Genomic DNA, 24,350 nt, shown 5'->3' with positions numbered 1-24,350 from the left:
ATTAGTTCCTGAATTTTACATCGACAGCGCCGCCGGGCGCACGGCCTGGAGCCGGACGTTTCTACGCCGCTGTCCCGAAACGGACGGCGTGATTTTTGTCGCGCCGCACAGCAGACCCCAGTGGCAGGGGGACTGCGCCGCAGTTGTTCATTCACTCTTGCCAGGAGGCTATTATGCGTATTGCCGTGGGTCTGGGCAAAGAAGGCGGAGACGATCGTTTGGAGCATTTGGAGCGCCAAGGCATCAGCCGCCGCGATTTCATGAAATTCTGCACAGCCGTGGCCGTGGCCATGGGCATGGGACCGGCTTTCGCCTCTGAGGTGGCCGCCGCCCTTACCGGGCGCCGCCCGTCGGTTGTGTACCTGCACGCCGCCGAGTGCACGGGCTGTTCTGAAGCGCTGTTGCGCACCTATCAGCCCTTCATTGACACTCTCATTCTCGACACCATTTCTCTCGACTATCACGAAACCATCATGGCCGCTGCTGGCGAAGCCGCTGAAGACGCCCTTCATGCCGCTGTCAACAGCCCCGAGGGTTTTGTCTGCATTGTCGAAGGCGCCATTCCCACCGCCATGGACGGCAAGTACGGCTACATCGCCGGCCACACCATGTATGACATCTGCAAAGACATTCTGCCCAAGGCCAAGGCTGTGGTCAGTGTGGGCACCTGTGCCTGCTACGGCGGCATTCAGGCTGCCAAGCCCAACCCCACCGGCGCCAAGGGCGTCAATGACTGCTACGGCGACATTGGCATCAAGTCCATCAATGTGCCTGGCTGCCCCCCCAACCCCGTCAACATGGTTGGAGCCCTTGTGGCCTTTTTGAAGGGCCAGAAGATCGAGCTCGACGAATTGGGCCGTCCCGTCATGTTCTTTGGTCAGAGCGTGCACGACCTTTGCGAACGCCGCAAACATTTTGACGCTGGCGAGTTTGCGCCTTCCTTCAATTCTGAAGAAGCGCGCAAGGGCTGGTGCCTGTATGATGTGGGCTGCAAAGGACCAGAAACGTACAACAACTGCCCCAAGGTTCTCTTTAACGAGACCAACTGGCCTGTTGCTGCTGGACATCCTTGCATTGGTTGCAGTGAGCCCAATTTCTGGGACGATATGACGCCGTTCTACCAGAACTAGGGGGATAAGAGATGAGCCAAGTTACCAAAACGCCCCAGAGCAATTACACCGGCCCCATTGTGGTGGACCCGCTGACCCGCATCGAAGGGCACCTGCGCATTGAAGTTGAAGTTGAAGGCGGCAAGATCAAGGAAGCCCGCAGCTGCGGTACACTTTTCCGTGGTCTTGAAACCATTCTCAAAGGGCGCGATCCTCGCGATGCGCAGCACTTCACCCAGCGTACCTGCGGCGTCTGCACCTACACGCACGCTCTGGCCTCCACACGCTGCCTTGAAGACGCCATCAACAAGCCCATTCCTGCCAACGCCACCTATATCCGCAACCTTGTGCTGGGCAACCAGTTCATGCATGACCATCTGGTACATTTCTACCACCTGCATGCTCTGGACTTTGTGGATGTGACCAGCGCGCTGCAGGCCGACCCGGCCAAGGCCGCCAAGCTGGCGTCTTCCATTTCGCCCCGCAAGGCGACCACTGAAGACTTCGCCGCGGTGCAGGCCAAGCTGAAAACGTTTGTGAACAGCGGCCAGCTCGGCCCCTTCACAAATGCCTACTTCCTTGGCGGACATCAGGGTTACTACATGGACCCCGAAGCCAACCTCGTGTGCACGGCTCACTATCTGCAAGCTTTGCGCGCACAGGTTGAAATTGCCAAGGGCATGGCCGTATTTGGCGCCAAAAATCCCCACACCCAGTTCACTGTGGCTGGCGGCGTGACCTGCTACGAAGCCCTTACGCCTGCGCGTATCAAAGAATTCCGCGACCTTTACACCAAGGGCCGCGCGTTCATTGAAGAGGTCTACATTCCTGACCTGCTGCTTGTGGCCAGCTACTATAAGGATTGGGCCAATATCGGTGGCACCAACAACTTCATGGCTTTCGGCGAATTCCCCGCTCCTGGTGGCGAACGCGACCTCAACAGCCGTTGGTACAAGCCCGGCGTCATCTATGACCGCAAGGTCGGTTCCGTGCAGCCCTTTGATCCCAGCAAGATCGACGAACAGGTTCGTCACAGCTGGTACGAAGGCGACGCCCGTACGCCTTATAACGGCGAAACCAACCCGCACTTCACCTTCATGGGCGACACGGACAAATACTCCTGGAACAAGGCCCCGCGCTATGACAACCATGTCATGGAAACCGGTCCTCTTGCCCAGATGCTTGTGGCCTATGGTCACAACCACAAGACCATCAAGCCCACCATTGACGCTGTGCTTGGCAAGCTGAACCTTGGCCCTGAAGCTCTGTTCTCCACCTTGGGCCGCACCGCTGCCCGCGGCATTCAGACCCTGGTGATTGCCCAGCAGATGGAAAACTGGATCAACGACTACGAAAACAACATCGTCAAAGACAAGCAGATTGTTGAAGACTACGCCGTGCCGACTTCTGGCCGTGGCGTTGGCTTCCTTGACGCCCCCCGTGGCGGCCTGTCCCACTGGATGACCATCAAGGACAGCAAGATCGACAACTTCCAGCTTGTGGTGCCCACCACCTGGAACCTGGGACCGCGGGACGACAAGGGTCAGCCCAGTGCCGCTGAAGCCGCCCTTGTGGGTACGCCTGTGGCCGATCCCAAGCGCCCGGTGGAAATCCTGCGCACCATCCACTCCTTTGACCCCTGCATCGCCTGCTCGGTGCACGTCATTGACGGCGAAACCAACGAAGTCAATGAATTCAAAGTACTGTAGTATATTGTAATCACGACGGACGAGGGCGGGAGATTTGCTCTCCCGCCCTTTTTCTATCATTAAGCAAGCGAGCTGGTACATGAGCATGCAGAACGTACTTATCCTTGGGGTAGGCAATATCCTGTTGACCGACGAGGGCTTTGGCGTGCGCGCCGTAGAATATCTTGAGGCGCACTATCGCTGGCCTGACAATGTGACCCTTATGGATGGCGGCACTAACGGCCTTATGCTCATGAGCAATTTGATGGACTGCGATTTTCTGGTAGTGCTCGATGTCGTGCTTGGCCCCAAGGAACCAGGCACCATCTACAGGCTTGAAGGCGAAAATTTACGCCAGAGCCTGAGCTTCAGAGATTCAATGCACCAGACAGACTTGCTGGATACCCTTGTGACCTGCGAACTGGCAGGTCATCGCCCCAATGCTGTGGTTTTCGGCATACAGCCTTACGACTACAAGAGCATGGAGATAGAGCTCACCCCCGAACTTCAAGCCAAGTTGCCTGAATTTTGCGAAAAGGTTGTGGCAGAGCTGGCCCGACAGGACATTTGCGCTGAAAAAATCTGACACTGACTCCACTTTTATAAGAAAGCCCGGATCAGCGATAACGCGCTAATCCGGGCTTTCTTTCATTAAAATTGCTTGTCTGTCGCCAGCCGAGCTTGCTGATACCTGCACGCTCAACGCCGTAACTCCGGCTTTTTTTAGAGCATATTAACTTTGAAAAAGTTTATATGTTCTAAGGCTGCACAAGAGTTCAGCACACTGCAATGCGGCGTGGATTCTTTCGAAAACCGCATTTCCGGCAGAACGACAACTTTGAAATGTAATACATTTCAAAGTTAATCTGCTCTAGTCCAGATCCTCAGGCAAATTTTCTTCACTATACAGAGCAATTCCTGCCTGCCGCAGCAGTGCAGCCCATATGCCGTCCCCCTTCACAAGAACGCCACCAAAGGTGCCGTCATAGATTTGCCCGTAACCGCATGAGGGGGAACGGCTTTTCAGTATGGCCGCCGTGCAGCCCTGCTGTATGGCAAATTCAGTGGCAGCCTGTGCTCCTAGCAAGAAGTGCTGTGTCACGTCTTGCCCATTGGAGTTAACAACTTTGCCCTGCACAATCTCGCAGGGTGGTCTGGGCATCCCCAGGCCGCCAAGAAATTCCGGGCAAGCCGGAATTGCCCTGCCCTCTGCAACCAGTTGCTGCACCTCGGGGCAGGTATTAGCACGGCCATCATACCGGCAGGCAATACCAGCCAGGCAGGCGCTGACAATGTAGCGTGTCTGCGACACGGTTACTCACTCTCCGGCAAAAGCGCAGCTTCCCACATTTCCTGATAATACACGCAGGTCCCAGGATTCCAGGCCGTTGCTGTGGCGTGGTCATAGCTTTCAGTGACGGGCCAATCGGTATGAGGGGCCAGTGCTTCTTTAAAAGAAGGCGCTTCAACTACAGCCTCATATTCGAGATTAAGCGTGTAGTTTGGCCCCTTCATAAAGCGCAGATGATAGCGAGGCATAACAGATCCTTATTAACGCGAACACCGGGAAGAGATGGCTCTTCCCGGTGTGTAGTATTACGCGATGGCAGTGCCTAGTGCGTCGTCATGACAAACTTGCTGACGAGGAACAGAACCACCAGCAAAAAGATACCGAGACCTATGCCCCCTTTAATGAGCTTCATTTCAACGGGGTCCAGGGGCTCATACTCCATTTTTTCAATTTCTTCGTGGAGTTTTACTTCATTGCTATTTTCCATATCTCACTCCGTATATGCTAGCCGCCAATAACAGGCGGGGTCATGCCGTGGAAGAAGGCATAGGAAATGAACAGGCCCACCCAGATGATGAAGCCAAACAGGCACACCACGTACACAACAGCCAGACGACCAATGCCTTCTTCGCGCAGCTTGCGGAAGTTGGACACTACACCAATGGTGAAGAAGGTCATGAGGAAGAACAGCACGCGGAAGCCGTTGATGGTGCCGGACAGGCTCTTGCCGAGCTTGTGCAGTTCGGGCGAAGAGAGGCACATGAACAGCAGGATCAGGAAGGTGCCGATGTAACCCAGCACGAAGCGGGGGAAGCGGTCCATAACGTCGCCCCAGGTCATGGTGCGTTCGCCACGGGTCTTGTCGAACTTGGCGGTCCAGACGTAAGCGAGCACAAGAGCCCACACGCCGATGAACACGTCAATGAAGATCTTGACGGTGGTGGTAACCATCACGATCCAGCCCGGCTCCCAGTTGATGCCCTGACCGGCCATTTTGGCCAGAATGAGAGATTCGGTGATGGCACCGCTGGCGATGGCGCCGCCGTCAGACTTAACGGCAAGGCCCATCCAGGCACCGGCCACAAGGGGCTCGGTGGAAAGGAACTGCTGCGCCACGAAAGGCAGAATCAGCATTTCGATGCAGGTGAATACCACGACCAGCGAAGAAACCATGATGGGCACCACAGGCCGGGCGCGGATGGCGCCGCCGGTGGCAATAGCCGCGGAAACGCCGCAGATGGAGATACCAGAAGCAAGAGGAGCAGCCCATTCTTTGTTGAACTTGAAGTACTTACGGGCAACGTAGTAAACCACGCACCAGTACAGCAGGTAAGCTTCAACAATGGCGCAGAGACCGCGGAAAATGATGTGACCGGCAAAACCGGCGGCATCAGCGGCTTTCACGCCCAGTTCGGCGCCCATGATAACAATGGCGATTTTAACAAAAAGTTCGGGCCGGCAGGCTTCACGCAGGCTCTCGGCAAACTTGGGGGTAATGTTGCCCACAAGAATACCAACAACAAGAGCCACGATAAGCCCGGCTTCGGTGCTAAGGCCCAGCGCCCACGGAATGCCCTGTTTGGCAAGCTGCGTGGGGTTGGCCGCGATGTAGGCGTTGGCGCCGATAGTGTAGCAGGCGATGGCCATGAAGAAGATGATGGTGAAGCCACGCACAAAGTTGGCTACATTGCCTTTAATAAGCTTGATGCCCACGGCCATCATGGCTGTGATAATGGCGTAGCTCAGCAGCAGCGAACCCCAGCCGGGCAGCCACTTCCAGGTTGCGGCCTTCCAGGCGGTAAGCGGGTTATCAACCCACATGCCAACACGCACGACCCAGCCCATCATGTCCAGGCCAACCATTTTTCCGAGCGCTAAAACGAAGACAAGGCAGCCGATAAGCAGGGCAACTTTGTCTTCGTTAAATGCTGCCTTTGGTGATGCCATACCCATAGTCCTCCATGCGAATGATGCAAGTAATCACTGACACACCTCCCTCATCGACACCTAGTGCCCTCACGCGAGCTTGTACCAACTGGCACTATCGCGCAAAAAGGCAAAATTTGCCGTAGTATCTGATGAGGAGAACCAAATACCAAAAGGTGCCGCTCTATAGAAAAAAACAGCGGCACCTCTTGTAAATTTACCTGTCTGACTAAGATTGTCAAGCATAAGTTCAAAGTTTAACAATACGTCGTCATGGCTGATTTTGTCTGGTTAATTGACATGTATAATCTAATTTTTGTGAACAAAATTGTGCATTTTCAAAAAAAAGAAGTGCCCTGCTTTTTCTCATTATTGCCTCAAAATGAACTAAGGTGTCAGAAAAATTACACCTCACGCGCAAAAAAGAACAGGTTGAAAAAAGCATTTTAAATGTACCCAGCTCTGAGCACTTTATCTTGAACAGTTCAACCCCTGGAAACATCTTCTGCAACGCAACGGCCCGATGTACATTCTAATCGCCTATAAAAATAGAACTATTTTTCTTTTAAATTTACAAATATTTTCATTATTGCTGATTCAGAGTGTCAAAATAACAACCTGAAAATATTTTATAAATTTTTTATTTAATAATAACCTTCGATACTGCGTTATGCATACCTTTTGGTATATGTTAAAGCCCGTTCAATAAACCATATTGCCCAATTGCGGCGGTTCTAAAACAGACATCATTGCTAGCCTCCCATCCTATCCGGTAGCACGTTTTTTAAAAAGTTGACACCAGCCCCTCTTGTCAGTAGGTTTGCTGTCATCCCCCAACTCTACCCAGGATGAAAACATGAGTAACCCAGGTGTAACTTCTCAGCCATTTGGCCGCTGCGTCTGCTGCTGTTTTCTTACGGTATTTCTAGCACTGTATACTTTTTCGCCAGCTCTGGCGGCAAACAGTTGGAGCAAAGACACACTGGTCTACGCCTGGAGCAGTAATGTGGGACCACTGAACCCGCATGCCTACGGAGCAAACAAAATGTTTGCACAGGCTTTGGTTTATGAGCCACTTGTGCAGTATGGCGAAGGCGGTAAAATCATTCCCTGGCTGGCTGAAAGCTGGCAGATATCTTCTGATGGCAAGGTGTATACCTTTACACTGCGGGACAACGTGCTTTTTTCTGACGGTACGCCCTTTACCGCTGATGCTGTTGTTAAAAATTTTGATGCTGTGCGCAAAAACATCAAGCGTCACGACTGGCTTGCCACGGCTGATATGATTGATTCCTATCGTGCCCTGGACGCCCGCACCTTTGAGCTGACCCTCAAACAGCCTTACGCAGCGGCGCTTCAGGAACTCACCCTGGTGCGTCCCCTGCGTTTTCTGTCGCCTGCTGCCATGCCGCACGATGGCAATACTGGTGAAGGCATCAAGGCCCCCATCGGCACCGGCCCCTGGATTCTGGCAGAAAGCCGTAAGGGAGAGTTTGACCATTTTGTGCGCAACGATAATTACTGGGGCGAAAAGCCCCGCATGCGCCAGCTTGTTATCAAGGTTATTCCTGACGCGGAAACACGGGCCGTGGCCCTTGAAACCGACGAGGTGGACCTGATCGCCACAGCCATTGCCGATCATGGTTCTGCAGGAGTGAACCCGGACGCCTACGCAGCCCTTTCAAAAGACCCTGCCTACTCCACCAGCCAGTCCGCCCCCCGCAACACCCGCCTGCTGGCAATGAATACCGCGCTCTTTCCTACAAACGAGCTGGCGGTACGACAGGCAATTGTGCGCGGCATAGACCGCCAGGCCATTCTCAAGGGCGTACTGCTTGACCAGGAGGCACCGGCTGAAGAGTTGCTGGCCAAGGATATTCCGTTCTGCGACGTGGCGCTGAAACCCTACCCGCATTCGCTTGATGAAGCCGCCGCCATTTTGGACAAAGCTGGCTGGAAGCTCAAACCCGGCGAAAAATACCGTACCAGAGACGGCAAGACACTACGCCTGGATCTCAAGTTTATTGCCAATGAAAACATCATGCGGTCCATAGCCGAAGTGGTACAGAGCAATCTGGCAGGCATTGGCATGGACGTGCAGTTGATGGGCGAAGAGCCCAACGCCTTTGGCGCTTCACAAACAGGCGGCGGATTTAACATGATTTTCTGCGAATCCAACGGCGCGCCGTACGACCCCTTCTCGTATGTGGCAGCCATGCGCGTGGCGGGGCACGCAGATTTTCAGGCACAGCGCGGCCTGCCTCAAAAAAAGGAACTGGACACAGCCATCACCAAAGCTCTTGCCACAACAGACGCAAAAGAGCTGCAGGCCCTCTTTACCACCATTCTGACCATGCTGCACAACGAGGCGGTCTACGTTCCCGTAAGCCGCACTATCGACAAAGCGCTATTCAAAAAGAAGAATATACAGGATTTTTCCTTCAGTCCTGTATCGTACGAATTGCCTCTGGGCCGTGTTGCACGGCCATAGGGCTAAATTGCTCATAATAAGCTGCCCCCAAGGCTTGTCCAAACCGTGCGGAACACACTCCATCCGCACGGTTTGGACAGGCCCGTGACGAGGCCAAGGCGACAACAGCTATACTCTGCCAATACCTTGAAGTGAAATTCGCGATGTTACGATTCTTATGCCGCCGCCTGCTCTTGCTATTTCCCCTTTTGCTGGGCGTATCAGTCTTTGTTTTTGCTGTACTGCGCCACGGCAAAACAGACCCTGCCATGGCATATCTACGGCTGTCAGGCCTGCCCCCAACCGAAAGCATGCTTGCTACTGCACGCGAGAATCTTGGCCTCAACAATCCACTCTGGCGGCAGTACCTGGACTGGCTGACCTCCGCCCTTCAGGCAGACATGGGCCAGTCCTATGTGACGGGCAATTCCGCGCTGCACGAAATACTCTACTACCTTCCCGCGACGATAGAGCTGACCATGTGGGCCATGGCGGCCACCATCTTTATCAGCGTGCCCCTGGGTATTGCGGCGGCCTTGCACAAAGACCGCTGGCCCGATCACCTCACGCGGATTTTTGCTTTCAGCGCTGTATCCATGCCTTCATTCTGGCTGGGCTTTCTGCTCGTGCTGCTGTTTTCGCGCCATCTGGACATTTTGCCAGCAATGGGCCGCGGCGGACCCGAATTTCTTGTCCTGCCCGTGCTGACGCTTTCTTTCATGTCTATGGGAATCAACATTCGCCTTGTACGGGCAAGCATGCTGGAGCACATGCACAGCCGCAGCGTGACTTATGCCCGGTCACGCGGGCTTAAAAGATGGCGCATCATAGGCCAGCATGTGCTGCGCAACGCCCTCATACCTGTACTGACATCTTTGAGCATGCACTTTGGTGAACTGCTGGGCGGCGCAGTTATTGTTGAAAATATTTTCAACTGGCCCGGCGTTGGCCGCTATGTCGTTTCGGCCATCTATAATCATGACTACCCTGTTATCCAGACTTTCACGCTCGTGACCACATTTATCTTTGTAATAGTCAACCTGATCACCGATGTGCTGTACGCGCGCATTGATCCACGCATTCGCCTGGGAGAGGCCCGATGAGCAAGAAACTGATTGTCGGGTTTTGTATTCTGCTGCCCATGCTGGCCTGCGCCCTTTTGGGGCCGTGGCTGGCCCCGCACGATCCCGAAGCAATTGACCTGACCAAAAAATTTCTGCCCTCCGGGACTACCTACCTTCTTGGGACAGACCATCTGGGCCGCGACATTCTTTCACGCCTGATGGTCGGCGCGCGGTATTCATTGTCCACCGTGCTGTACATTATCGCCGGCCTTGTGGTGGTCAGTTTGTTCCTGGGGTGCATGTCTGGCTACCTTGGCGGCAAGACAGATTCGGTCATCATGCGCGTTTGCGATGCCATGATGACCTTTCCCACCATTGTGATGGCGCTTTTTCTTATCGGTATTTTAGGTGCCGGATTGACCAACCTTATTATCGCCATCGCCGCGACGCATGCGGCATGGTATACACGGCTGGTGCGCAGTCATGTGCTCAGCCTCAAAAGCCGTGGGCATATTCTGGCCGCGCGGGCTATGGGGCTCAGCCGCACGCGCATTGTCCTGCGTCATTTTTTACCGGCGATTCTTGTGCAGATTCTTGTGCTGGCCACACTGGATGTGGGCCATATGCTGCTGCACGTCGCGGGGCTCTCCTTTCTGGGATTGGGAATCCAGCCGCCCACGCCCGAATGGGGTCTCATGATTTCCGAGGCGCGCAACTACATACGTTCGCAGCCAATGCTCATGTTCTATCCCGGCCTCATGATTTTTATGGCCACCGCCGCCTGCAACCTTATGGGCGACGCCATGCGCGATCGCCTGGACCCGGCGTTGCGCGCCGCAGGAGCCTGATCGTGAGCGCCACCCCTGATACGCATCCAGCCTCGCCCATAGTGGAGGTGCGCAATTTGTGCCTCACGGCAGCAGGGCACGAAGCGCCGCTTCTTGTGGACAGTGTTTCCTTCAATATAAACGCCGGGGAAACCTTTGCCCTTATGGGCGCCAGCGGATCAGGAAAATCCCTCACAGCTATGGCAGTCATGAATCTGCTTCCATCCGGCATTGTGCAGGAAAAAGGCGATATCGTTCTGCACCGGGGCGCACCCGCGCTGATTATGCAGAACCCCGGCGACTGCTTTGACCATCTGTTCACGGTGCGGCACACCTTTCGCGAAACCTTTCGTGATACAGGCTGCGTGCCGCGCAAGCGGGAAGAGGCCGCCATGCGACTGCGCTTGCGTGAAGTGGGCTTCGCCCGCCCTGAAGCGGTTCTGCCGCTCCACCCCTTTGAACTGAGCGGCGGCATGCTGCACCGGGTGATGATCGCTCTGGCCCTGGCCCGCAAAAGCCAGTGCATCATTGCTGACGAACCTATTTCCAGTCTTGACCTGCCCGGTAAGGCGCGCATTCTTCGCTTGTTGAAAAATTTGCAGGCCAGGCACGGTTTTGCCTTGCTTTATATTGATCATGATCTGACCACCGCTGCCTGTATGGCCGACAGAATTGCTGTCATGCAGGATGGCAGGATTGTGGAGCAAGGTGAGGCAAACGCCCTGCTGCACGGCCCGGCACATGTCTGTACCAAGGAACTCCTGCACGCGTTCAAAACTTCCCGCATCCCCACATTGCAAGCTATTCCTGAAAAGGAGCGCAAACCGGAGCCACAAAATACAGTGGTTCCAGACACGGCAGTGAAGAATGCTCAAAGCGGACGCAAGGTTCTGCTGGAATGCCAAGGATTACATAAGAGCTACGGCGCATGCCGCTGGCGAGGCAACGCTGGGTACGAGGTTCTTCGCGGTATCAGCCTGCGCTTGTATCAGGGGGAAAGTCTGGCAATTATGGGGCGCAACGGCGCGGGAAAAAGCACGCTCTTCCGGATGCTGCTTGGCCTGGAAAAACCAGACAGCGGCAGTGTTTCAGTGATGGGCGAAGATATCAGCTTGCTGGAGACCCACAAAAAGGGCTGGCGAAAACACATGCAGACGGTTTTTCAGGATTCACGCGGCGCTGTGAATCCGCGCCTCACCGTCGGCGACATCATTATGGAGCCTTTGCTGGTCCACAAAGAAAACGCTACTGCGCAAAAAAAGCGTATTGAGGAACTTCTGTCCCTGGTAAAGCTGCCTCTTTCTTTTAAGAACAAGTATCCAGGCCAATTGAGCGGCGGCCAGTTGCAAAGGGTTTGCATAGCGCGGGCACTTGCACCAAAGCCGGATGTACTGCTTCTTGATGAAGCCCTCACAGATCTGGACGCTGTCGTGCGCGCCCAATTACAAGATCTGCTGGAAAACCTGAAAATGAATCTTGGCCTGTCGCTGCTCTATGTATCGCACGACATGGCATCGGTCTTTCGTCTTTGCGACCGCGTGGTTGTGCTTGATCAAGGCCGCATCGTGGATGAATTTCTTCCTGGGCAGCACATGAGCGCACAACGGCACCAAAGCTTCGGCAGCCTGCTTGAAGCCGCAGCCGGACTGGCGGCGGGTTACCCTCTGACGGTCTGAGATCTCAACCTATATTATTGATAACTCCCCCACCTCCGAGCAAATGAGCTTTGAGAAGGTGCATCCTCAAAACTCACAGCACTCTCGCCACAGTGTTTAACCGCATCAAAAAATAGCTGCGCCGTCCTCACAGCGGGCCTTGTCCGCAGGGCTGCCAGAAGCGACTGAAGCCGGGGCAAGGCAGTGTCCTCACTCCTCGCAGCGACCTTTGCCCGCAAGGCTTGCCTGAAACTGCGCTTACCCGCCACTGCAGATCTCTGCTCACGCAGCTGCCAGAGTATTTTCAAGATGAAAATACTCCAAAGGCAGGCTTCGCCTCCATCAGCTCCAGCCCACTGTGGCTTTGCCCCCTCCCTTTCAACCTGCTCAAAATAGCAGTCCAACTTTTTCAGCCGCACAAACGTCGCATCCTAAAAAAGCCAGCACCCAAGGAGGTAAAACTCTGCCGGGTTAGCCCGTTATTTTTCACTTTTGAGCGTCAAAATTTTCGCACCGCAGGGCGGAAAAAAATTCCCACAATCATTTTTTTATCTCAACATACTAATATAAATATATATTTTTTTTTGGCACATGGATTGCAGATTGTGGGCAGCTAGTAACCACCCAGGAGGTGTCCCATGTCTTTGGTTATTAACCACAACATGATGGCTGCAAACACAGCCAGAAATTTGAACTCACACTATGCTCAGTTGAGCAAGTCGGTACAGCGTCTTTCAACAGGTTTGCGCGTAAACAGCGCTGCGGACGACGCCGCAGGTCTGGCCATTCGCGAACTGCAAAGAGCTGACATAGCAACTCTGCAACAGGGTGCGCGCAACGCCAACGACGCCATTTCAATGATTCAGACCGCTGACGGCGCTCTGGGCGTTATTGACGAAAAGCTCACCCGCATGAAGGAACTGGCCGAACAGGCCGCCACGGGTACCTACGACTCCACCCAGCGTCTGATGATCGAATCCGAATATCAGGCAATGGCTTCGGAAATCACCCGTATCGCCAATGCCACCGACTTCAACGGCATTCATCTGCTCAACGGCTCCCTGTCGTCCGATACGCATGACGGCAGCGGCATGACGGCCACCGGCAAGATGAAGGTTCACTTTGGCACAGGCAACGACTCTGCAGAAGACTATTACTACATCAAGATCGGCACCAGTACGGCCTCGGCATTGGGCGTGGGCAACCAGGCCATTGATGATGACGGCAATCTGCGAGACGGTGGCACCGTTTCTACGCAGCAGGCCGCCCAGCGGGCTCTGGACGCCATCACCAACGCTATTATTTCTAAAGACAAGATCCGCGCTCATCTGGGCGCCATGCAAAACCGCCTTGAAAATACGATTACCAACCTGAATACTCAGGCGGAAAACCTGCAGGCTGCCGAATCGCGCATTTCAGACGTGGACGTCGCCACGGAAATGACGCAGTTCGTGCGCAACCAGATCTTGAGTCAGGCTGCGGTGGCCATGCTGTCGCAGGCGAACTCGCTGCCGCAGATGGCAATGCAGCTCATCGGCGGCTAGGCTTTCTTATCATAGGTTGTGGTAGACCAAAGATGGGAGGTCCGGGGGCCGTGCCCCCGGACCAAGCCAAAATAACTGGCATGGCCCATCCATACCGCGACCCCTTACCCGTGCAGATGCCCGCAAAGGGCCTAGTTCGTGTGCCCGAGCGCTTCCAGCGCGGCGCGCGCTGCTTGCTGTTCGGCTTTTTTGCAACTGCTGCCGCTGGCCACAAACAGGCTGCCGTCAGGCATACGCAAAGAAACTTCAAAAACCTTGGAATGCTCAGGCCCGTGGCTGCCTGTTCTGGTATACAGGGGAGCCTGCCCAAAACTTTGCTGCGACGCCTCTTGCAAACGGGTTTTATAATCTTTTGAGGCTTTTCCATCACCGGCCCTGCTGGGCCACTGCTCGGCAAATATGTGCGCTACAGCCTTTTGGGCCGCCGCAAAACCACCGTCTTCATAAACAGCCGCCAATACTGCTTCCAAAGCATCGCTGAGTACCGCGTCGCGTTTGCGTCCGCCCTGGTTTTCTTCTCCCCTGCCCAACTTGATAAGTACATCAAGCCCCAGAGCGCGGGTTCTTTCAGCTAGGCTCACCGCGCTTACAAGGTGTGACCGCATCTTTGTGAGTTCGCCTTCGCGTGCCGAGGGAAAGCGCTTGTAAAGCTCCCACGAAACGCAAAGCTCCAGCACGGCATCGCCAAGAAATTCCTGCCGTTCATTGTGCTCCTGCCCTGCGGCGCACTCATTGGCCCATGAGCTGTGCGTGAGCGCCAGTTTCAACAATTCCCGCCGAACAAAGCTGTGCCCAAGCTGCTTTTTAACAACTTCAAAAGCAGCATCCATAGTATTTTCTGATGGAGTGTCAAAATTTTGCATGTCGGTATTTTAGCTTTTTCAGCAGCCAAGGCAACAGAAAATGCCTTGACATGTGCTGCTCCAGTGCCTACCTAAAGCCATCAACACCCAGGAGCAAAGCATGGCTTACGATATTCGTTTGATGAAGCTGGTAACGGGCGAACTTGCCATTGGCAAATACGATGCCGAAAAAGATTGCCTCAATGAAGTGGCCGCCATCCAGAGCATTCCCACACAGCAGGGCGTGCAGATGATGATGTTGCCTTACGGCTATCCCTTCGAATCCGAATTCAGCGGCAGCATTGAGGGAAAAAGTTTCCTCTATCGCTACACCAGCACCCCCAAGGAACTTCAGGACAAGTACATCGAAGCCTGCACCAACCTTACCGTGGCCGGTGGCCTTGGCAGGATGCAGTTCAGCTCCGAACCCTTCGGTGGTTCCGGCAGCGGCCTGATCAAGTAGTCAGGTTTCCAGTACTGGCTTTTTTCAAGGGCGGCGCGCAAGGCCGCCCTTTTCGTACCCCCCCGCCTTTTGCCCCATAAGGAAGATCATGCGTTCCCTCCTGCCACTTTTGCCAAAACCAAGCCGTTACGCGGGTATAGAAGACAACGCCTGCCGCAAAGATCCTCAGCAGGTACGCTTGCGCGTGGCTCTGGCATTTCCTGATACCTACGATGTCGGCATGTCCTATCTTGGGCAAAAGATTCTGTATAATATTGTCAACAGCCGCCCTCACTGGTGGGCTGAAAGAGTCATGGCCCCGGAACGCGAAGCGGGAGACATCCTGCGCGCCCATGACACTCCGCTGGCAACGCTGGAATCAGACACGCCTCTTGCGCAGACGCACTGCCTGAGTTTTTCCATCACGCATGAGCTTTGCTACACCAACGTTCTTTATATGCTTGATCTGGCGGGTATTCCCCTGCGCACGGCTGACCGTCCGCAGGATCTCACTGCCTGCCCCCTGATTATTGCTGGCGGCGGCGCGCTGCTCAGCGCAGAACCGCTGACGCCCTTTATTGACGTCATGGTGCTTGGCGACGGCGAAGAAAGCCTGCCTGATGTGCTTGAACTGCTGGAAAAGGCTTTGGACGCAGGCTGGACCCGCGAGCGCATGCTGCTTGAGGCCCGGCACATTCCCGGCGTTTATGTGCCCTCGCTTTTCACTGCCCGGCCCGAAGCGCCTACCGCGCCGCCCGTGCCCCTGCTGGACGACTATACCCGGCCCGCACGCCGTATTGTGGCAGACATCAATAATACCCCGTACCCGGCCAAGCAGGTTGTGCCCGTTGGGGCCGTACACAACAGGCTGTCGCTTGAAATAGCACGCGGTTGTACACGCGGCTGCCGGTTCTGCCATGCGGGCATGGTCTATCGTCCAGTGCGCGAGCGTTCGCTGGAGACCATCCATAACCTGCTGGACGACTGCCTCGGGGACACGGGATTTGACGAAATTTCTTTTCTGTCTTTGAGCACGGGCGACTTTTCAGCATTGAAAACCCTGTGCTTCGGCGCGATGGATCGCTGCACCCGCGAGCAGATTGGTCTTTCCCTGCCCTCGTTGCGGGTGGGTTCCATTGACGACGAAATCATCGAGCGCATGTCCGATCTGCGCCGCACAGGCTGCACCCTTGCCCCCGAGGCTGGCAGCCAGCGCTTGCGCGACGTCATCAACAAGGGCGTCACAGAGGAAGACCTGCTGCTGCACGCCCAGAAGCTGCTTGAGCATGGCTGGCGGCAGGTGAAGCTCTATTTTATGATTGGCCTGCCTACTGAAACGGACGACGACCTTGCCGCCATTACAGAAACCTGTCTCAAGGTTCGCGACGCGGCAGGGCGCGGCAGCCCGCGCCTGCAGGTCACAGCCGCACTTTCTCCCTTTGTGCCCAAGCCTTTTACGCCCTTTCAGTGGGTTCCCCAGATCAGCCAGGAAGAAATTCAAAGGCGCGTGTATCTGGTGCGCAATCAGTTCAAGGGGCAAAAGTTCCTCAAACTGCGCTGGCACGAACCTGCCATGAGTCACCTTGAGGGCATTTTGTCCCGCGCAGACCGCCGCATGGCCGATGTTGTGGAAAAGGCCTACCGCAAGGGGTCCATCTTCACCAGCTGGATGGAGCATTTTGAACTTGCTCCCTGGCTTGAAGCTCTTGAAGAATGCGGCCTGAGCGCGCAGGAATGCACGGGCGAACGCCAGCCCGGCAGCCCTCTGCCCTGGGGCCACCTTGAAGCTGGCATTTCTGAAGAGTATTTGCTGCGTGAATGGCAGCGGGCCCTTGGGGAAAAAATTACCGACGACTGCCGCTACGGCGCTTGCCGTCAGTGCGGCGCGTGTGACACCAAGGCCGGGCCATCGCGCATGCCGCACACGCCCTCGCCTGGCTGCGCTGGCACGCCGTTGCAAGAACCCGCCGTGGAAACACGGGCCGCTTCTGATGCCCAGACGCAGGATGCCGGTTCTGAACCGGACGCCACTTTGCAAGCAACAAATCTGCCAGACGGGCATCTGCACCGTAATCGGCTGATTTTTTCGCAACGCGACCAGCGCGCGCACCAGCCAAGCCGGGATGAAGAAGGACGTCTTGTGTGCCGTCCCCCGGCCAGCCGCCCGCCCAAAATCACCACCGAGCTGACCGTCAAGGCGGCCCAGTATCGTATATGGCACAGCAAAGCAGGCGGCAGCGCCTATTTGAGCCAATTGGAGCTACAGGCAGTTCTGGACCGCGCCCTGCGCCGCGCCGGGTTGCCAATGGCCTTTTCGCAAGGCTTTCATCCCATGCCGCTCATGTCGTTTGGCCGTGCCCTTCCTGTTGGCGTGGAAAGCCACGCGGAATGGTTTGCCCTGACCCTGCACAAGATACTGCCCCCCAAGGAAATTGCAGACCTCCTGAATCCTCTGTTGCCGCCCGGTATGGAGGTCATCCGCGTAGAATTTGTGGACAAGAGCCACCGCACGGAACAGGCATTTGCCGAAGCTTTTCGCCTGACGCTGCCCACCCAGGATGAAACCCGTCAGGCTGCCCAGTGCTTCACAGAGTTTGCTGCCTTGCCGGAACTGAATTTTACCCGGGATACAAAAAAAGGCCCCCGCACTGCAAACATCAGGGCCATGCTGCGCCAATGGGAACCAATTGTAGATGAGCAGCACAATAATGCCATTGAGGCCGTGACATTTGTGGCTGACTGGAGTAATGGTTACCTGTCACCCCTGCTTTTTGGAATGGCAATATTGCAACCTCTGGGAACGCCAGACACATTACGCCCCAGAGTGCGGCTAGTAAAAACCGCGCAATTATTTGCTGATGAAAAACTGTATCCGTAGGGGACGCCCCCTACGGGGTCTGTTTACGTTCGCTGGCCTTTGCGCCAGCTTTTGCCCTTGCCCACGGGAGAGAAAGTATGGCTTCCTGTATCCCCTTTGCCGATGAAGAACCTTTTGCCGAGCGTGTCAAAACCCTGGCTGACGACGAACTGTTGGAAATCTGGGAAGAAACGCAGCAAATTGAAAATATGATCTGTGCGGAGCTGCACGCTGATTTTTCGCTGGCTCCGGATTATGAAAAAACCATTGTGGAAGAATTGAGCCTGCGCTCCAGCCGCCGCATAAACGCCCGGCCCGAAGCGAAATAAGACCAATTGGACGCCCCAGAGGCTCCACAAAAAGTCACAGGGCTTTTTTCAAATAGATCATGTCTTTCAGAAGAACGCCGTCTTCCACAATTGGCTCACGGTAGTTGTTCACAAAAAAGTCTTTAAGGCGGTGCGAATACTCAAATCCGCACCGCCTGTAAAAACGTATATGGCGCGGGCTTTCTCCCGTGCCCACCAGCAAAATGCGCCCGCAGCCCTGGTAGTGGCCGCTTACATGCTCCATCATTCTGGTCCCGTAGCCCTGCCCCTGGTATCTGGCTTCTGTGGCCAGATTTTTTATTTCAACCACGCCATCCGCTTCCTGCGTGACCACGCAGACGCACTTGACCCCGTGGTCGCGCAAAACAAAAAGATCACCCTGCTCAAGGTAGCGGTCAATCATGTCTTCCTGCTCATCACCGAGCAAAAGAAGATCAAGAAAATCCTTCTTTCTTTCGCTGACAATTGAAATGGATATGGGCATATATCCTCCGCTGTGTGAAATACCGTAAGAGGCGCATATGCAAAATGGGCGAAAGCCGTTCAGCTTTCGCCCAAAAATTCTTTATGCGCCACCACTTTTGAGCATCTTCACCGCGCCAATATACTGGCAGACGGCCCAAAGATGCCTGTACAGTTCTACGCGTTTTTTGCAGAAAACACTGTTTCTGCAACATCACCGTTAGTCTGCTCTATATGCCGCCAAGCATTTCCATATCATCGTTGGAAAGCAGCTTGTCCAGGTCCAGCATAATAAGCAGACGGTCCTGAAGCTTGCCTACGCCGCTGATGTAGTCCGAATCAACTCCGGCAACCACTGGTGGCGGCGGTTCCACCGTGCTGGCGGGAATGCGCAGCACTTCGGAAACAGCATCCACCACAAAGCCCACGATGATATTGTTGATTTCAATAACAATGATCCGCGTGTTTTTGTCGTGCGCTTTGGGCGCAAGACCAAAACGGCGGCGCAGATCAATGATGGGAATCACCTTTCCACGCAAATTGATGACGCCTTCCACAAACTCGGGAGCGCGGGGCACCCGGGTGATTTCCATAGTGCGGATAATCTCCTGCACTTTCAGGATATTTACCCCGAATTCCTCTTCACCGATGCTGAAGGTCACCAGTTGCAGAAGTTCGTCTTCCTGCTTTCTCTGACTCAAATCCATGTGCGCTCCTTATTGCAACCAGCCGCTCAACCTGTAAAGGCCGCCAGCCTCAGCCTCGGCCCAACCAGTACCTACTGTAGGGCTTATCGGCAAATTGGTAAAGCACCATAGGCCCGATAAAAAAACTCTACTGCCCGAATGCGTCACGCATGGCCTGCTCAAGGCTCTCACTTCCGTACACATCGCGCAGCACCAGCGGCGATGTAGACATGTCGCCTGCAGGAAAAAGCGCTGTCAGGGGAATGCTCTTGCTGCCCAGCGCCTCCAGAAGGCGCACGGCATAGGCATTGGCGTTGGTAAGATCCACGCGCACAAGCTCCATACCATATAGGGCTTGCAGGCGGCGTAAACGCTCGTCCGTCAGCACGGTGGCTTCCATAAATTTACAGTTGGGGCACCAGTCGGCAGTAAATTCCAGCAGCAGCGGCTTTTTACCCAAAGTTGCCTCAAATGTTTGCGGATTAAAATCCCGCCATTGCGGCAAGGGAGCCACGGGGCGAAGAACCCACACAAAGGAAGCCAGCAAAAGCCCCAGGCAGGCAAGCCCCACAACTCGGCGGCGCAGAGGCGGCGCAGATATGCTGCAATACTGCCCCCAAAGCCAGGCGCACAACGCAACCACCAGCAGCACGCTCAAAACCTGCATGTGCTTTTCCACCGGAAGAATGGAAAGTAGGTACAAAGCGGTGCCCATGAGAAAAAATCCCACCACGCGTTCAAAAACATGCATCCATGCCCCAGGCTTGGGCAAAATGCGCGCCAGAACGGGCCATATGCTAAAAAGTACATATGGCAGGGCCATGCCAAGACCCACAGCCCAAAAGACGACTACAACCACCATGAGGGGCTGTGTGAAGGCCCACCCCAGTACGCCACCCAGCAAGGGGCCGCTGCACGGTGTTGCCAAAAAGGTGGATACAAGCCCGGTAAAGTAAGCCTGAAGACAAGGGTTCTTGGTGTTCGAGCCCGCTTTCAGGTCAATGACAGGCAAAGTGAAGACTCCCAGCATGGACAAGCCCATAAGAAATACCAGCAGCAGCATGACCAGCAACACGGCCTGATTCTGATACAGCTGCCCCCACATGAGATCCGCCAGCCCCAGCACCAGGGCCAAGGCACTGAACAGGGTCATGACACCGGCAGCAAAGCAGATATTGTGCCGCCTGAAATGCTTGAGCCCTTCCTTGTCACAGCCGCCCACCATAAGCAGGCCGCTTACCTTGAACGTCAGCACAGGCAGCACGCAGGGCATGGCGTTCAGCAGCAGTCCGGCCAGTATGCCAAAAAGCAGGGCCTTGCCGAGGCCTGATATTTCCACAGATTCATTCATGTACCGTGGGGTCAGGCTTATAAAATCATCCATAGGGGGCAGGGCCTTTTGCGCCTGCTCCATACCCATTGCGGGTTCGCCGTCCTTCTGGCCCAGCGTTTCACCCTGAGATTCAAGCCAGCGGGCAATGCCCTCTGACCTCCCTGCCTGTCCCGCGCCCGACTGCGAATCCAAGGGAACGGCCACGGCTGAAGGCCCGCCAAACGCGGGCAAGGCCTGCGCGGTATCACCTTCAAAAAACTTGGGCGGCATTTTTTTCATGCTGCGCCATTGCGCGCCCCAGGGCATCGCCTCAAGAGATTGCGTTGCGCGGGGCACTGCCCCTGCCACCTGCTGATTAACGGGCATGCAGTTGCGCGTGGAACACAAAAGCATGCTTATGTCTGCCGTGTAGGGCTTGCCTTCGTCTGCGCGAGACAGAAGCACGTAAAGGGTCACTTCATCTTCATAGACAAAAATGGTTGCCGAAGGGTCATAAAAATCCCGTTGCACAGCGCCTTCAGGGTACCATACGGCTTGTGGAGCGCCGCCATCGACACTGAAGCGCAGGGTTGTGGGGCGGCCCGCGTCGCCTGGGTTGTGCGCGTAGGCATGAACGTCCTTGGGCAAAGTCAGGTGCAGAGCGCCAACAACGGTGTCACCGTCCAGGGCCGTTTCAAGCCGGGCTGCAAGGGTATTTGCCCCTGCCTGGCAAGAAAAAACAAGGATGAACAAGGCGATATATAAAGGCGTCAGCCGTAAAAGCAGCGGATTTGGTTTTGGACTAAAAAGCTTTTCTAAAAATAAACTCTTTAATTTCAACATATTAACTCTTTGTGCTCATTTTTTTTATAAACTTGCTTGACAGAGGGTACCCATAAGCGTAAACCCTTTTTCACGCAATGCGGGTCATTAGCTCAATTGGTAGAGCAGCTGACTCTTAATCAGTTGGTTCGGGGTTCGAGTCCCTGATGGCCCACCAGATAAAAACAAGGTTCGTGGTTAAAAACCGCGAACCTTTTTTTGTATTTGCAACACAGCACACCAGTTCTTCAAGAATACAAGTACACGCAGCAGCGCATGCCGCAGCCACATACAGCATGTATGCGCGTACAGACGCGCATACAAAAGCTCTACCACAGTGCATATTCTTCTGTATGGGCTGCTCAAAAGAGGCTTTCATACCTGGCACAACCTGAGGCACAGGGCTATTATTCCTCGCGATGAAGCGGGCAATGGCCGCACAGGCGACAGGCGGTATGTGATCCCAGAGGGAAGGCGTTAAGTAGCTCAGCATTAGCAACATTTTATCCCTACTGTAGGCGCAAGTCCATCATTCACTTGTCCCTGCGCCATAAAGATACCCCATCAATTATGGATAAATCCATACATCCCGGCCAACAAAACACGTTTGGCGGTATTCTCAAATAATGGATTTTACCCCGGCAGCAAGAAAGGACGCCCTTTTCATGCCGGACGCGCTGAAAGCACCAGCCTGTAAAGAGCAGCAACGCAAGGCGCATTACCGCCACATTTGTCCCTTGCGGGCAACGCGCAGTTTTGTGCCAAGCAGAGCGCCAGACGAATCAGCGGCCAATATGACTGTCGTCCAATGCCCATCTGTCAAAAAAAAGTGAGCCTCTTTTTGACAAAAAGGCTCACCTACACTGATGTTCAGTAACAGATATTAAAGAATGTACTGCGTCAAATCCTGATCGTTGCGCACGTCTTGCAGATGCTCCACCACATAGGCCTTGTTGACCACGATCTGCGCTCCCGGCATTTCCGGCGCGTCAAAAGAAATGTCAGACAGAATTTTTTCCATAATGGTGTACAGACGCCGCGCCCCGATATTTTCAGTGCGCGAATTGATGTCCTCGGCAAAGGCGGCAACTTCTTCCAGCCCGTCTTCGGTGAAGCTCAACCGAATCTGCTCTGTACCCAACAGGGCTTCATATTGCTTGGTGAGGGCGTTGTCAGGCTCCGTAAGAATGCGCAAAAATTCCTCGCGGCCCAGAGCCTGAAGCTCCACACGCAGGGGAAAGCGTCCCTGAAGTTCGGGAATCATGTCCGAAGGCTTGCTGAAGTGAAACGCGCCCGCCGCAATAAACAGGATATGGTCTGTGCGCACCATACCGTATTTGGTATTCACGGCGCTGCCTTCCACTATGGGCAACAGGTCACGCTGCACGCCTTCACGCGAGATGTCCGATGTGCGGTTTTGAGACGAGCTGGCTATCTTGTCTATTTCATCAATAAAGATAATGCCCGTCTGCTCCACCCGTTCCTTGGCGCGCTCAACCAGGGCATCCTGATCCACAAGCTTCCCCGATTCTTCCTGTACCAGCACATTAAAGGCATCTCTGACTTTCATTTTGCGGCGGCTGCGCTTGGGCGGAAAAGCTTTGCTGAACATGTCCTTGACCTGCCCACCCATCTGCTCCATGCCGGGAATGGCAAAAATGTCCACTCCACCGCCGCCCATTTCCGTCACTTCCATTTCCACTTCGCGGCTGTCCAGAAAGCCAAGCCTGAACTGCTGTAACAGCTTTTCGCGCGTGGATACACGGTCTTCCGGCCCGAAGGAACCGGGCAGCAAAAGGTCCATAAGGCGTGATTCCGCTGCGGCTTCGGCAGCCTTGCGCACGCGGGAGTTTTCTTCGTCGCGCACAAGATTTATGCCGATTTCCATCAAATCCCGCACCATAGATTCCACGTCCCGTCCAACATAGCCCACTTCCGTGAACTTGGTGGCCTCCACCTTGATAAAGGGCGCGCCCGAAAGCTTGGCCAGACGGCGTGCGATTTCGGTTTTGCCTACGCCAGTCGGCCCCATCATGATGATGTTCTTGGGGGAAACTTCGTCTCGCAGTTCAAGGGGCAGATGCTGCCTGCGCCAGCGGTTTCTCACGGCAACGGCAACCATTCGCTTGGCCTGTTCCTGGCCCACGACAAATTTATCCAGTTCGGCCACAATTTCACGGGGTGTCAAGGTGCTCATCAATCGCTCCTGCTAAGTTTGCTCTATCTATCAATATAGGCACTGTAAACAGTATGGCAATGGCGTTAAGAAAATTTGGCGCACAATGAAGTGTCACTGATATGACGCAAAAATTGCGGCATTATTCGCTCGACGCCTTGACCGGGATTTGCCATTATGAAGCTCTGCCCGGTTGCCTGGTTTTAACCTTGCCCCGGCAGCCGCACACTGTTGTTGAGAATAATTATTGACTAGGTAAAGCTCTTGTAGCACAATGGTTCTACAAACAAAGGCACAAGGAGTTTGTATGAATACAGTTACTTTCAAGGGCACCCCTTTGCATCTGATCGGCAATCAGCCCACCGTCGGGCAGAAAGCGCCGGACTTCACTCTGGCCGCCAACGACCTGAGCCCCCGCAGCCTCAAGGATTATGCGGGCAAGGTGCTGGTACTGGTGAGCGTGCCCTCTCTTGATACTCCTACATGCGATATGGAAGTGCGCCGCTTCAACAAGGAAGCAGCAGCTCTTTCCGACAAGGTGCGCATCGTGGCTGTAAGCTGCGACCTGCCCTTTGCCCAGGCCCGCTGGTGCGGCGCTGCTGGCGTTCAGTCTGTTGAAACCCTTTCTGACTACAAAGAAAGAGATTTCGGCAAAGACTACGGCCTGCTTATTGACGAACTGCGCCTGCTGGCCCGCGCCATCGTGATCGTGGCTCCTGACGGCACCGTGGCTTATACCCAGCTTGTTCCTGAAGTTGCCAGCGAGCCGGATTATGACGCCGCCCTGGCTGTTGTTAAAAAACTAGCATAAAGCGCAGGCACACTGCCCTTCCGTGCCAGTGCACAAT

Annotated in this window: 21 protein-coding genes and 1 tRNA gene; 13 read left to right on the top strand and 9 right to left on the bottom strand. The window is 54.7% G+C overall.

Annotated elements, in window-relative coordinates:
• Nucleotides 1-173: 173 nt before the first annotated feature.
• The 3 genes from HNQ38_RS04200 to HNQ38_RS04190 all read left to right on the top strand — a co-directional run bounded on the left by HNQ38_RS04200 (nucleotide 174) and on the right by HNQ38_RS04190 (nucleotide 3,383).
• A complete protein-coding gene (locus HNQ38_RS04200) occupies nucleotides 174-1,130 on the top strand; it encodes a hydrogenase small subunit (protein WP_183718158.1) in 957 nt (318 codons plus the stop codon).
• 11 nt (nucleotides 1,131-1,141) lie between these two features.
• Complete coding sequence (locus HNQ38_RS04195) at nucleotides 1,142-2,818, top strand: nickel-dependent hydrogenase large subunit (protein ID WP_183718157.1); 1,677 nt, start codon at nucleotides 1,142-1,144, stop codon at nucleotides 2,816-2,818.
• A 79-nt stretch (nucleotides 2,819-2,897) separates the two neighbouring features.
• Nucleotides 2,898-3,383 (top strand): HyaD/HybD family hydrogenase maturation endopeptidase, encoded by a 486-nt coding sequence (locus HNQ38_RS04190; protein ID WP_183718156.1) that lies wholly within the window; start codon nucleotides 2,898-2,900, stop codon nucleotides 3,381-3,383.
• 285 nt (nucleotides 3,384-3,668) lie between these two features.
• On the opposite strand, the gene HNQ38_RS04185 is transcribed toward HNQ38_RS04190, so the two are convergent.
• The 4 genes from HNQ38_RS04185 to HNQ38_RS04170 all read right to left on the bottom strand — a co-directional run bounded on the left by HNQ38_RS04185 (nucleotide 3,669) and on the right by HNQ38_RS04170 (nucleotide 6,035).
• Entirely contained in the window at nucleotides 3,669-4,109 is a 441-nt protein-coding gene (locus tag HNQ38_RS04185) for a 2-thiouracil desulfurase family protein (RefSeq protein ID WP_183718155.1), read from the bottom strand.
• 2 nt (nucleotides 4,110-4,111) lie between these two features.
• The gene (locus HNQ38_RS04180; protein ID WP_183718154.1) at nucleotides 4,112-4,336 is read right to left on the bottom strand and encodes a hypothetical protein; all 225 of its coding nucleotides are present in this window, start codon (nucleotides 4,334-4,336) and stop codon (nucleotides 4,112-4,114) included.
• A 74-nt stretch (nucleotides 4,337-4,410) separates the two neighbouring features.
• A complete protein-coding gene (locus HNQ38_RS04175; RefSeq protein ID WP_183718153.1) occupies nucleotides 4,411-4,575 on the bottom strand; it encodes a bacteriocin-type signal sequence in 165 nt (54 codons plus the stop codon).
• A 17-nt stretch (nucleotides 4,576-4,592) separates the two neighbouring features.
• Nucleotides 4,593-6,035, bottom strand: a complete 1,443-nt coding sequence (locus HNQ38_RS04170) for a putative sulfate exporter family transporter (RefSeq protein ID WP_183718152.1) — start codon at nucleotides 6,033-6,035, stop codon at nucleotides 4,593-4,595.
• Between the two features lie 835 nt (nucleotides 6,036-6,870).
• Here HNQ38_RS04170 and nikA point away from each other — a divergent pair.
• The 5 genes from nikA to HNQ38_RS04145 all read left to right on the top strand — a co-directional run bounded on the left by nikA (nucleotide 6,871) and on the right by HNQ38_RS04145 (nucleotide 13,574).
• Entirely contained in the window at nucleotides 6,871-8,505 is a 1,635-nt protein-coding gene (gene nikA / locus HNQ38_RS04165) for a nickel ABC transporter substrate-binding protein (RefSeq protein ID WP_183718151.1), read from the top strand.
• 143 nt (nucleotides 8,506-8,648) lie between these two features.
• Nucleotides 8,649-9,587, top strand: coding sequence for a nickel ABC transporter permease subunit NikB (gene nikB / locus HNQ38_RS04160; RefSeq protein WP_183718150.1), 939 nt, complete (start codon nucleotides 8,649-8,651; stop codon nucleotides 9,585-9,587).
• Entirely contained in the window at nucleotides 9,584-10,396 is an 813-nt protein-coding gene (gene nikC / locus HNQ38_RS04155) for a nickel ABC transporter permease subunit NikC (protein WP_183718149.1), read from the top strand. The genes nikB and nikC overlap by 4 nt, the downstream gene beginning before the upstream one ends.
• Nucleotides 10,397-10,398: 2 nt before the next feature.
• Nucleotides 10,399-12,051 (top strand): nickel ABC transporter ATP-binding protein NikE, encoded by a 1,653-nt coding sequence (locus HNQ38_RS04150; protein ID WP_183718148.1) that lies wholly within the window; start codon nucleotides 10,399-10,401, stop codon nucleotides 12,049-12,051.
• A gap of 617 nt (nucleotides 12,052-12,668) precedes the next feature.
• Entirely contained in the window at nucleotides 12,669-13,574 is a 906-nt protein-coding gene (locus HNQ38_RS04145; RefSeq protein WP_183718147.1) for a flagellin N-terminal helical domain-containing protein, read from the top strand.
• 131 nt (nucleotides 13,575-13,705) lie between these two features.
• Here HNQ38_RS04145 and rnc read toward each other — a convergent pair whose 3' ends face one another.
• Nucleotides 13,706-14,437, bottom strand: a complete 732-nt coding sequence (gene rnc, locus HNQ38_RS04140) for a ribonuclease III (RefSeq protein WP_246387980.1) — start codon at nucleotides 14,435-14,437, stop codon at nucleotides 13,706-13,708.
• 100 nt (nucleotides 14,438-14,537) lie between these two features.
• Between rnc and HNQ38_RS04135 the strand changes: the two genes are divergently transcribed.
• The 3 genes from HNQ38_RS04135 to HNQ38_RS04125 all read left to right on the top strand — a co-directional run bounded on the left by HNQ38_RS04135 (nucleotide 14,538) and on the right by HNQ38_RS04125 (nucleotide 18,044).
• Nucleotides 14,538-14,879 carry a hypothetical protein gene (locus tag HNQ38_RS04135; RefSeq protein ID WP_183718146.1) on the top strand — a complete coding sequence of 114 codons (342 nt, stop codon included), beginning with the start codon at nucleotides 14,538-14,540 and terminating at the stop codon, nucleotides 14,877-14,879.
• A gap of 88 nt (nucleotides 14,880-14,967) precedes the next feature.
• The gene (locus HNQ38_RS04130) at nucleotides 14,968-17,736 is read left to right on the top strand and encodes a TIGR03960 family B12-binding radical SAM protein (RefSeq protein WP_183718145.1); all 2,769 of its coding nucleotides are present in this window, start codon (nucleotides 14,968-14,970) and stop codon (nucleotides 17,734-17,736) included.
• Between the two features lie 77 nt (nucleotides 17,737-17,813).
• Entirely contained in the window at nucleotides 17,814-18,044 is a 231-nt protein-coding gene (locus tag HNQ38_RS04125) for a hypothetical protein (RefSeq protein WP_183718144.1), read from the top strand.
• A 34-nt stretch (nucleotides 18,045-18,078) separates the two neighbouring features.
• On the opposite strand, the gene HNQ38_RS04120 is transcribed toward HNQ38_RS04125, so the two are convergent.
• The 3 genes from HNQ38_RS04120 to HNQ38_RS04110 form a co-directional block, all read right to left on the bottom strand.
• Nucleotides 18,079-18,528, bottom strand: coding sequence for a GNAT family N-acetyltransferase (locus tag HNQ38_RS04120; RefSeq protein ID WP_221277801.1), 450 nt, complete (start codon nucleotides 18,526-18,528; stop codon nucleotides 18,079-18,081).
• A 208-nt stretch (nucleotides 18,529-18,736) separates the two neighbouring features.
• Nucleotides 18,737-19,213, bottom strand: coding sequence for a chemotaxis protein CheW (locus tag HNQ38_RS04115; RefSeq protein ID WP_183718143.1), 477 nt, complete (start codon nucleotides 19,211-19,213; stop codon nucleotides 18,737-18,739).
• 127 nt (nucleotides 19,214-19,340) lie between these two features.
• On the bottom strand, nucleotides 19,341-21,347 hold the full coding sequence (locus HNQ38_RS04110) for a protein-disulfide reductase DsbD family protein (RefSeq protein ID WP_183718142.1): 2,007 nt from the start codon (nucleotides 21,345-21,347) through the stop codon (nucleotides 19,341-19,343).
• An 81-nt stretch (nucleotides 21,348-21,428) separates the two neighbouring features.
• Between HNQ38_RS04110 and HNQ38_RS04105 the strand changes: the two genes are divergently transcribed.
• Nucleotides 21,429-21,504, top strand: a tRNA-Lys gene (locus HNQ38_RS04105).
• A 705-nt stretch (nucleotides 21,505-22,209) separates the two neighbouring features.
• Here HNQ38_RS04105 and hslU read toward each other — a convergent pair.
• On the bottom strand, nucleotides 22,210-23,523 hold the full coding sequence (hslU, locus tag HNQ38_RS04100; RefSeq protein WP_183718141.1) for an ATP-dependent protease ATPase subunit HslU: 1,314 nt from the start codon (nucleotides 23,521-23,523) through the stop codon (nucleotides 22,210-22,212).
• Between the two features lie 286 nt (nucleotides 23,524-23,809).
• Here hslU and tpx point away from each other — a divergent pair, with 286 nt between their 5' ends.
• On the top strand, nucleotides 23,810-24,313 hold the full coding sequence (tpx, locus tag HNQ38_RS04095) for a thiol peroxidase (protein WP_183718140.1): 504 nt from the start codon (nucleotides 23,810-23,812) through the stop codon (nucleotides 24,311-24,313).
• Nucleotides 24,314-24,350 lie beyond the last annotated feature (37 nt).

It is taken from the genome of Desulfovibrio intestinalis, assembly GCF_014202345.1.
GTDB lineage: Bacteria > Desulfobacterota > Desulfovibrionia > Desulfovibrionales > Desulfovibrionaceae > Desulfovibrio > Desulfovibrio intestinalis.
Note: the sequence above shows the minus strand (reverse complement) of the source record. Positions and strands in the feature narration are given on the sequence as shown.

What these genes read in the sequence shown, in the direction of transcription:
- HNQ38_RS04200 (WP_183718158.1), top strand. Translation starts at nt 174, where the DNA reads ATGCGTATTGCCGTGGGTCTGGGCAAAGAAGGCGGAGACGATCGTTTG.
- HNQ38_RS04195 (WP_183718157.1), top strand. Translation starts at nt 1,142, where the DNA reads ATGAGCCAAGTTACCAAAACGCCCCAGAGCAATTACACCGGCCCCATT.
- HNQ38_RS04190 (WP_183718156.1), top strand. Translation starts at nt 2,898, where the DNA reads ATGAGCATGCAGAACGTACTTATCCTTGGGGTAGGCAATATCCTGTTG.
- HNQ38_RS04180 (WP_183718154.1), bottom strand. Translation starts at nt 4,336, where the DNA reads ATGCCTCGCTATCATCTGCGCTTTATGAAGGGGCCAAACTACACGCTT.
- HNQ38_RS04175 (WP_183718153.1), bottom strand. Translation starts at nt 4,575, where the DNA reads ATGGAAAATAGCAATGAAGTAAAACTCCACGAAGAAATTGAAAAAATG.
- HNQ38_RS04170 (WP_183718152.1), bottom strand. Translation starts at nt 6,035, where the DNA reads ATGGCATCACCAAAGGCAGCATTTAACGAAGACAAAGTTGCCCTGCTT.
- nikA (WP_183718151.1), top strand. Translation starts at nt 6,871, where the DNA reads ATGAGTAACCCAGGTGTAACTTCTCAGCCATTTGGCCGCTGCGTCTGC.
- nikB (WP_183718150.1), top strand. Translation starts at nt 8,649, where the DNA reads ATGTTACGATTCTTATGCCGCCGCCTGCTCTTGCTATTTCCCCTTTTG.
- nikC (WP_183718149.1), top strand. Translation starts at nt 9,584, where the DNA reads ATGAGCAAGAAACTGATTGTCGGGTTTTGTATTCTGCTGCCCATGCTG.
- HNQ38_RS04145 (WP_183718147.1), top strand. Translation starts at nt 12,669, where the DNA reads ATGTCTTTGGTTATTAACCACAACATGATGGCTGCAAACACAGCCAGA.
- rnc (WP_246387980.1), bottom strand. Translation starts at nt 14,437, where the DNA reads ATGCAAAATTTTGACACTCCATCAGAAAATACTATGGATGCTGCTTTT.
- HNQ38_RS04135 (WP_183718146.1), top strand. Translation starts at nt 14,538, where the DNA reads ATGGCTTACGATATTCGTTTGATGAAGCTGGTAACGGGCGAACTTGCC.
- HNQ38_RS04130 (WP_183718145.1), top strand. Translation starts at nt 14,968, where the DNA reads ATGCGTTCCCTCCTGCCACTTTTGCCAAAACCAAGCCGTTACGCGGGT.
- HNQ38_RS04125 (WP_183718144.1), top strand. Translation starts at nt 17,814, where the DNA reads ATGGCTTCCTGTATCCCCTTTGCCGATGAAGAACCTTTTGCCGAGCGT.
- HNQ38_RS04120 (WP_221277801.1), bottom strand. Translation starts at nt 18,528, where the DNA reads ATGCCCATATCCATTTCAATTGTCAGCGAAAGAAAGAAGGATTTTCTT.
- HNQ38_RS04115 (WP_183718143.1), bottom strand. Translation starts at nt 19,213, where the DNA reads ATGGATTTGAGTCAGAGAAAGCAGGAAGACGAACTTCTGCAACTGGTG.
- HNQ38_RS04110 (WP_183718142.1), bottom strand. Translation starts at nt 21,347, where the DNA reads ATGTTGAAATTAAAGAGTTTATTTTTAGAAAAGCTTTTTAGTCCAAAA.
- hslU (WP_183718141.1), bottom strand. Translation starts at nt 23,523, where the DNA reads ATGAGCACCTTGACACCCCGTGAAATTGTGGCCGAACTGGATAAATTT.
- tpx (WP_183718140.1), top strand. Translation starts at nt 23,810, where the DNA reads ATGAATACAGTTACTTTCAAGGGCACCCCTTTGCATCTGATCGGCAAT.